We start from the raw sequence: 8599 nt of genomic DNA, 5'->3' as shown, positions 1-8599 counted from the left end.
CGACGCGTAACCCGACCTCGTCTCCTGGGGACCGCCCATCGGCCTCGTCGCGGTCCATTGTCCTTACGTGCCGCGAAAAGCCTCGAACCTTCCTCGAACGTTCGAAGCGCGCCGCGCGGCGCGCTCCGGGAAGCAGCATATACCCCGAGGAGGCGAAGCGACGCACCAGGTAGCCCGCATGGCGTGTTTCTCGCCCACCCCGGCGAGGACGCACCTCGAGCCTCACGACGACGAACCTCCCCACGGCGAGGGCGTCGGCACACATGGCCCTCGGTCCCCCGCCGAAGATCGATCGAAGCAGGGAGGACGTCGTGCATACAGTCCCGAGAATCCTAAACGAACCCGAACCGTTTGCCCATCGCACGTTCGGGGCTCGACGCTGCGATGCAAGCCAGCCCGCACGGCCACACCGGAAAGCAAAGAGCGCTCCGGACGGCCCACATTGTCGCACGACAGAATCACGCGCTGCGCCGACGTGACGCGGCCCGCTCGTTAGTTGCCCGCGCTCTCGACCTTTGGCTCGGGCGGGAGCGGCGGATTGCCCGGCGGAGGCCTGTATCCAGGCTTTCGATATGTCAGGATCGCAATCTTTTCATGCTTGTAGGGTTGTGTTTGTCCAGGCAGAGGGCACTGATCCCGCAGCCAGTACACATCAAACGCGACGAGCTCGTCCTCGGGGCGGCCCGTCTCTTCGTGCCAGCGCAGGAGGTACTCCTTGAGCCCATGACGGAACACCTTGTTCCGATCGAGCCGGATGCGGTTGAAGTAGTCCTGCCAGATCTGGTTCAGGCCGAGGCCACGCGCGTCCGAGAGATTGAGGTCCGGCACGTCGCCGGTGAACGGATCGACGCGGCGACCGCCGAGCGTGACGGCGTCGACCGAGATCGAGCCGTCGTCGCTGATCGGGTTCGGCGCGAACATCCCCCAGCCCTGGTACATGCGCGGGTAGCCGAGGGTCGCCTGCATGAGCCACGGTTGCTGGTGCTTGAAGGGCGCCGGAACGGACTTGTTCTCGTTCAGCGTCTGGCTCACCGCGCAGACGAAGAACCAGGCCACGAGCGCCTCGCGCAAGCCAGCGCGCACGCGCCCCGCGCGCGCGGCGAGCGGGGACGGCGGCGCGCTCGCCTCACGGCCGCGCGGCTTCGCGCCGAGGCCCCAGGCGCGGGCGAGGGCGTCACGACGGCGCGCGACGGCGCCGAAAAGCGGCGCGGACAGGCCGAGCGTGAGGACGCGGAAGAGAGGCCAGACCAAGCGGCCCGCCGGGAGCGATCGCGCGATGGCCGCGAGCGCCGCGTGATCGTCGTGGACCTCGTTCGTCGCAGGATCACGGACGCGGAGGAGCGCCGGCGTGGCGTCTTCCTCGGGGCTCTCCTCGAACGTGAGGCGCTCGCAAAGGTCGAGGCGCGCGAGGAGCCGGCACATGAAAAACGCGAGCGGGGAGCGCCGATCGTAGACCACGACCCACGCGCGGGCCTTCTTCGTGTACCAGCGGCCGAGGATCTCCCAGTGCACGGGCTGGGGGAACAGGAAGCTCCAGGCGATCATGAACCAGGAGAACGGGCCGAGGCGCATCATCACGCCGAAGCTCCCGTGCAGGCCGGTCATCAGGAGCATCGCGAGCGGCCGCGTGATGCGGCGGCCGGCGGGGGCGAGGATGAGCGGCACGAGGAGCGCCTCGACGACGAGCACGCTCCAGGCGACGGGCCGCATCATCCAGAGCGGCATGTACTCGCGAAACGGCACGGCGAGCCCCGTGATCATGCGATCGAGGTGGAGCACGTAATGGACCGTGTCGCCCTTGCGCCAGATATGGCCCGATTTGTTGACGACGTTGAAATAATAAATGACCGCGATGTTCAGGGTCGTGACGAGCCCGATGAGCGAGACGTAGGGCTTCGTGGCCCAGGCGAACGGCGCGCGGGCGTTGAGCTCCGCGGACGAACGCTCCTTGCGCTCGCGGAACGAGCGCAAGAGCGCGTCGACCGAGAATCGCTGGCCGGTGGGCATGAACATCGCCCAGCCGATGAGCAGGTTTTCCACGACGTACCCGCCGTTCTCGACCATGACGAGCCGGTTGTCGAGGCTCGTCACGAAGAAGAACGAGAGGACCGAGAAGATGCGGGTATGCCAGCCGAGGAAGAAACAAAAATGGCAAAACGTCGCGATCGCGAAGGCGACGTGGACCTCTCCGGGCGTGGAGAACGCGTGGAAGATGCTGAAATTGAAGCCGCTGCTCGGGCGGAAGAGGTGGTAATGGTTCGTGAGGATGCCCTCGTTCGAGTAGAACAAGCGCGCATCCATCCAGTGCCGGATGCAATCGGCCGTGACCAGAAACCCGATCACGAGCCGGAAAAACCCGAGCGTGCGCGGATCCATCGTCATGTAATGGTCGCGCAGCCACACGAACGCGGCGCGGAGCGGGGAAAACCACGGCCTCGCGGCTTTGTCCTTCCGCGGCTTCTCCTCCGGCGCGTCGGCCGTGACCTCGCCCTCGGCGGCTACATCGGCCACGGCGCCTACTCCTGCCGGCGGACGTCGGGCTTGATGATCGGGAGCCTGTCGATCGCCAGGCGTCCGCCGCGCGAATGCGTGAAGAGTTTTTCGCGACCCTTCTCGACCCGCGCCGGGCTCTCGCCGGGCTTCGCGATCGAATACTTCACCCAGTACGCGTCGTACCCTGAGAGCTGCTCGTCCGGCGCGCGGCCTTCGAGCGCGGGGCCGCCCTTGCCGAGGTAATCACGCAGGGCCTTCTGGTACGGCTCGTACTCGCGCTGGCGGACGCGGTTCAAGTAATCGTTCCAGAGCTGGCCGAGCTTGCGCGTGTTGAACGCGGCAGGGTCGATCGCGGGCGGGGCGCCCGTGAGCGGGTCGATGCTCGCGCCCTTGCGGTTCTGGCCGTCGATCACGAAGACGCCGTCCTCGTCCGTGTTCACGACGAGCACGTCCCAGCGCTCCAGCATGCGCGGCCAGGCGACGACCGCCGCGAGCACCCTGCCCTGGGGAATCGCGAACGGGAGCGGGTTTTCCTTGGCCGCCTGGGCGAGCGCCGCGACGAAAAGCACGAGCGCGAACGCGTCGCGGAGGCCGCCCGTCACGAGACGCTTTGCGCGCACGGCAGACGGGACTTCGAGGGCCTCGGCGGCCTCGGCGTCGGATTCGTCTTTCGGCGCGGGGAGGCCACACGCGTCCAGGCCAACTAGCACGCTGATGTTCGTGCGTCGCTTGGCGAAGGCGTCGTACAAGACGTCGAGCAGATTCGAGATGCCCGGCAGGCGCATGACGAAGGCGAGCGGCTGCCCGAGCGGCAGAGCCCGCACGATCTCCGCGATGCCGCGGCTCCGCGTGAAGACCGTGCCCTTCGCGTCCACGACGACGATGGTGTCCTGCACGAGCTCCTCGGTGATGCCCGCCGGCAGGTCGACCTTCTCGACCGAGCCGTCGGCCTTGCCGCGGAGCAAACCCGAGAGGTCACCATTGCCCTGGAACGTGAGGTGGGTATGGGCATCGAGGCGTTTGGCGAGGCGCGCGAGCCACAAGCAAACGCCGCAATCCTCGTCGTATACGACGCTGCGCGCGCGCTCGGGCGAGAAGCGGCGCTCGAAGGCGTCCCAGCTCTCCGCGGGCAGGAGCAGCGCCGCGGCGGCGAGGAGCGTCCAGGCATACAGGCCGAGCGAGAACAGGACGCCGAGCGCGAGCGCATACACGACGAGCAGCCCGACCGCGATCCCGCGCAAGGGCCGGCGCGCCACGGGGACGAGCACGAGGAGCGGCACCACGCATTCCGTGGCGAGGAGCAAATACGAGAGGCCCTTCAAGACGCCCGCCGGCGCATGCTGAAACCGCACGCCGACGTCGCTCACCCAGCGCTCGACCTGGAGCGCATAATAGAGCCCGCTGCCGTCCCGCCACGGCCCCGCGAAATGCCATGCCGCGGACGCGATCAGGATGATCACGATTTGCAATGTGACGGCGAGCGCCGCGAACGAGAGGGGCGACCAGCCGGGGCCACGCGTGGCCGCGAGCTCGGCCTCCGTGGGCCGTGTGCGATCGTTCAGATCGGCGTCGGTCTTCTCGTCGCGATCCGCATACGAGCGGACGAGGGCGTCGACGGAGAAGCGGCTGCCGAGCGGCAAGAAGAGCGTGAAGAAGAGGAGCGCGACGGCCGCGTAGTTGCCCTGGTTTTCGAGCAGGATGTTCCGCGCGCCGAGGCTCACGAGCCCGACGAGGGAGAGCGCGTGGAAGACGCGCGTCTTCCAGCCGAGGAGAAAGCCGAGGTAGACGAGCAGGATCAGGGCGAACGCGACGTGATTCTCGCCGACGCTCGAAAAGGCGTGGAGGAAGCTCCAGACCTGGCCTTTGTCGCGCAGGTTGAAGATGTGGTTGTGGTTCGGGAGGACGCCCTCGTTCGAATAAAACGCGCGCACCCAGGGCCAGCGGCGGAAGAGGTCGCCGCAAAGGACGAGGGCCATCGTGATGCGGAAGAGCCCCAGGGAGCGAGCGTCGATGGTAAGGAAGCTCGACAGAATTCGTTTGCCCACGTCAATCCTCGACCCGGAATCGGTACTCGTCCTCGTGCGAGAGCAAGGGGACGCTCGGCTTGCGGAGCAAGATGGTCCGCACAGCCCAGAGGTCGTTGAAGATGCGATAACGGAGTGCGGTCTGATCGAGGTAATCGACGCCCGCGGAGCCGCCCGTGCCCGTGCGGCGGCCGATCACGCGCTCGACCATGCGCGCGTGACGCTGGCGCCAGATGATCATCTGCTGCTCGACCGCGATCACGAGGTCGATGACCTCGCGCGGCCACGCGAGCCGCGGCAGCTCGCGGTAGCTCTCCAGGAACACGATCGCCGCGCGCAAGCGGCGGCGGAAGGCGCGCGCCTCGTCGTCGAGCCCCTCCTCGTCCTCGGCCTGGAGGAAGCGCTCGGCGAACTTGATCTCGGCCCGATACCGCTGCTCGAGCCGCGCGATGTCGTCGGGCGTGAGCGCGTTCTGCTTGGCGAGCTGGATGCGGTTCTCGATCTCCTTCTCGTGCCCCGCGATGAACGCCCGCGCGAAACGCTCGGCCGACTCCTGCGTCGCAGGGCCGTCGATCGGCGTGCGCGAGAGCCAGTCGTAAAGCACGGCCTTGAAGCTCGGCCCGCTCTCTCTGCGGTGCTCGACGCGGGCGAGCGCCGGCGAGGCAGAGCCGTCCGAGGAGCGGAGCGCCGCCATGTAGCTGCCCTCGCGGCCGAGCGGGATGCGCAGGTTGTCATCCAGCCCGAGCAGGATCTCGATCTCGCGCATCTGCGCCGACTGGAAGCCGCTCGCCGGGATCAGGCGATCCCGGAAGTCGAGGTAGTCGCGCGTGGTGAGCGTCTCCATCACGCGGAAGTGCGGCACGGCCTGCTCGAAGAGCGCGACGACGCGGCGGAGCGAGGTCGCCGCGTTCGCGAGCTTCATGTCGGGCACGGGGTTCTGGCGGAAGAGATCGCGCGCCGTCTCGAGCTCGCGCAGGATGAGCTTGAACCAGAGCTCGTAGACCTGGTGGACGACGATGAAGACGACCTCGTCGTTCGAGAGTTTGCTCTCGTCGTTGTCGAAGCCGCCCTGCAGCGAAAGGAGCTCTTCGACCTTGATGTAGTCCCAGTAGTTGCGCATGTGTCAGCTCCTCGTCGCGAGGCGAGTCTACTTCCGACGGGCGAAAACGGAAGCCACGAGCAGCGCGCCCGAAGAGCGCCCGCGACCGCCGCTAACGTAACGTCTGCCCGTGATCAGGGCGTCGTGGTGACGCTCGTGCCCTCGGGTCCGATGTTCACGGGTGGCCCGTAACTCCGGAGTTCCGCGCGCTCGTGGCCTACGCGCGCCTCGACGTCGAGAACGGTGATGCCCACATCGGGACAAAACGTGGTCGTGTACCGGACGGGTACATCGCCGCCGCGCTCTTCGACCGTGACGACACATCCCTCGAAGCGGCCCGCCGGCACGGTCACGCTCTGCCCGACCGCCACGATCCGCGTCCCGCCGCCATGCTCGCCGGTCCAGCTCATGCCGACGACGACGGGCGCCCGGAGCACGTAGACCGAGCGGCCGAGGAGCGCGACGCCCTCGCTCGTGAACGCGACGCGGCGCGCGCCCTTGGGCGTGACGAGCTCGCCTTCGAACGCGCTCGTGCGGCGGGCGCGGACGAGCAAAAGGCCACGCGCGCCGTCGTCGCTCGTCGTCTCGTAGTGCCAGAGGTTGCCGTGAACGATCGGAAAATACCGCTCGATCGGCGTGCCGGAGGAAACATCGACGACGCCCTCGCCGGGCGTGGTGAACGAAGGCCGCGGCTCGGGCGTGGCCGGCCCACACGCGGCGAACGTGAAGCCCGAAAGGACGAGGGCGAGGGCGCTCCGCCTCCGCGTCATGGGGTGGGCGCGAGCCGGTGGGAGAAGTACCAGACCGTAAAAAAGGCGAGGAGCAAGCACGCGGCGAGGAGCATGTACTTCGCGAGCGGATCGGGCTCGATGCGACGGAGCAGCTCCTCGGCGGCGCGACGCACGGCCGGGTCGTCGGTGCTCTTCACGAGGCGCGCGCCGTCCTCGCGGACGCGGCCGTAGTCGCCGCGGTCGAAGGCGGCGAGCAGCGCGTCGAGGCTCTCGTCGCGCGGGAACCGCTGCGCGAACGAGGGCACGCCTTCGCGCGGCGCCTTCGCCTTCTTCTTGCGCTTCTTCTTGGGGCGCGTGGCCTCGCTCGGCTCTTCGGCCTCGCCCTGCGGATCCGCGCCCTCGTTCGTCTCGCTCATCGTTCGGTCCTGTCGCTAAGCGCCGGTTCGATGTCTACCTCGGAAGGACGGGCGTGGTCTGATCGGGCCGCTCCCGCCAGCCGACGGGCCCGTCGCCCTCGCCCCTCACCTCGCAGGAGAGGCCCTCGCAGAGGGTGCGATAGTACGCCTTCCTGCCGCAGCCGATGGCCTTGTAGACCCCGCCGAACTCCTCGGTCACGCGAACCTCTTCATCGGGGCAATCGAGGTCCTTGGCCGCGTGCACGCGCACGAGCGGCGCGGCCGCGCCGCGGCCGTTGATCGTGTTGCCGCAACCAACGAGAACGAGGCCAACGAGAACGAGGAGGAGCAGGGCGAGGGGGCGCATGGTCAGAACTGGAAGTACACGAACGGCACGGCTTTCACGCTCGCTGCCTCGTGCAGCACGACGGCGACGACGAAGAGCATGGCACCCTGCGCGGGGGCCGGCAGGGCCGCGAACGCGGCGCGCAGCCGATCGTAGATCACGCGCGGCGTGTGGTGCACGGCGATCCCGAGCGCGAGCAAGGCGGCGACGATGGGCGGCAGGTTCGGGTGGAAGGTCGTCCCGGTCGAGATCTGCTTGAGGACGCGCGTGCCGATGTCGAAGGTCGGGGCGCGGAAGAAGATCCACGCGAGGCAGACGTAGTGGAACGTGAGGACCACGCCGACAGGCTTCGGCAAAAGGCGCTTCGGCTTGCCCGCGCTCTTGCCGCCGGCGCGCTCGACGGCGCGCGTCACGGCGAGGCCGAGCCCGTGCAAAAACCCCCAGAAGACAAACGTCCACGACGCGCCGTGCCAGAGGCCGCCGAGCAGCATCGTGAGCATGAGGTTGCGGTACGTCGCGAGGTTCGAACCGCGGTTGCCGCCGAGCGGGATGTAGAGGTAGTCGCGCAGCCAGCTCGACAACGAGATGTGCCAGCGGCGCCAGAACTCGGCGAGGTTCGACGAGGTGTAGGGCGCGTCGAAGTTCGGCGGGAAGCGCACGCCGAGCAGGAGCGCCGAGCCGATGGCGATGTCGCTGTAGCCCGAGAAGTCGCAGTAGATCTGGACGGCGTAGCCGTAGACGCCCGCGAGCACCTCGATCGCGGAGTACCTCTCGGGCTGGTCGAAGACACGATCGACGAGGTGGATCGCGAGCTGATCGGCGAAGACGACCTTCTTCAGGAGCCCGACCGCGATGAGGAACAGGGCCTCGGCGCCGACGCGGCTCGGCAGGGAGGGGACGGCTTCGAGCTGCGGCAGAAGATCCCGCGGGCGAACGATCGGGCCCGCGACGAGGTGCGGGAAAAACGAGACGAAGAGCAGGTACCGGAGGTAGCTCCGGTGCGCCGGCAGGTCGCCGCGGTAGACGTCGATGACGTAGCTCATCGACTCGAACGTGAAGAACGAGATGCCGACGGGCGGAAGCAAGACCCGCATCGCGTCGCTCGTCTTCGGCGCTGTGCCCGTGAGCCACGCGCGGAGGAGCTCGACGTTCTCGACGCCGAAGTTCCAGTACTTGAAGAAGCCGAGGAAGCCGAGGTTGAGGACGACGGTGATCGTCAGGAGCGCCTTGCGGCGCGACGCGCTCGGCTCGTTCGCGATGATGCGGGCGAGGAAGAAGTCGACGGTCGACGAGCCGAAGATGAGCGGCAGATACCGCCAGTCCCAGGCGGCGTAGAAGCCGTAACTCATCACAAGGAGAAAGATGATGCGCGGCCACGAAGCGAGGAGGCGCCCGCCGTCCGTCGCAAACGAGGGGCGGAGGGCCGAAAGGCCCCACCAACCGACGAACGCAACGGCGAAGAAAACCGCGTACTCGATGCTGATGAAGTTCACGAGCGGGCCGCATGTTGA

General features: G+C 67.8%; 7 protein-coding genes. All 7 read right to left on the bottom strand.

Features of this window, described 5'->3' with window-relative positions; all coding sequences use genetic code 11:
• Nucleotides 1-492: 492 nt before the first annotated feature.
• Nucleotides 493-2511 carry an HTTM domain-containing protein gene (locus E8A74_RS00930; RefSeq protein ID WP_232379309.1) on the bottom strand — a complete coding sequence of 673 codons (2019 nt, stop codon included), beginning with the start codon at nucleotides 2509-2511 and terminating at the stop codon, nucleotides 493-495.
• A 5-nt stretch (nucleotides 2512-2516) separates the two neighbouring features.
• Entirely contained in the window at nucleotides 2517-4538 is a 2022-nt protein-coding gene (locus E8A74_RS00925; protein WP_232379308.1) for a DCC1-like thiol-disulfide oxidoreductase family protein, read from the bottom strand.
• Between the two features lies 1 nt (nucleotide 4539).
• A complete protein-coding gene (locus tag E8A74_RS00920; RefSeq protein ID WP_136926965.1) occupies nucleotides 4540-5637 on the bottom strand; it encodes a tryptophan 2,3-dioxygenase family protein in 1098 nt (365 codons plus the stop codon).
• Between the two features lie 113 nt (nucleotides 5638-5750).
• Entirely contained in the window at nucleotides 5751-6386 is a 636-nt protein-coding gene (locus tag E8A74_RS00915) for a hypothetical protein (RefSeq protein WP_136926964.1), read from the bottom strand.
• Entirely contained in the window at nucleotides 6383-6763 is a 381-nt protein-coding gene (locus E8A74_RS00910; RefSeq protein WP_136926963.1) for a hypothetical protein, read from the bottom strand. Before E8A74_RS00910 ends, E8A74_RS00915 begins: the two co-directional genes overlap by 4 nt.
• A 34-nt stretch (nucleotides 6764-6797) precedes the next feature.
• On the bottom strand, nucleotides 6798-7109 hold the full coding sequence (locus E8A74_RS00905; protein ID WP_136926962.1) for a hypothetical protein: 312 nt from the start codon (nucleotides 7107-7109) through the stop codon (nucleotides 6798-6800).
• Nucleotides 7110-7111: 2 nt separating this feature from the next.
• The gene (locus E8A74_RS00900; protein ID WP_136926961.1) at nucleotides 7112-8581 is read right to left on the bottom strand and encodes an MBOAT family O-acyltransferase; all 1470 of its coding nucleotides are present in this window, start codon (nucleotides 8579-8581) and stop codon (nucleotides 7112-7114) included.
• Nucleotides 8582-8599: the final 18 nt, after the last annotated feature.

The organism is Polyangium fumosum (genome assembly GCF_005144585.1).
Lineage (GTDB): Bacteria > Myxococcota_A > Polyangia > Polyangiales > Polyangiaceae > Polyangium > Polyangium fumosum.
Note: the sequence above shows the minus strand (reverse complement) of the source record. Positions and strands in the feature narration are given on the sequence as shown.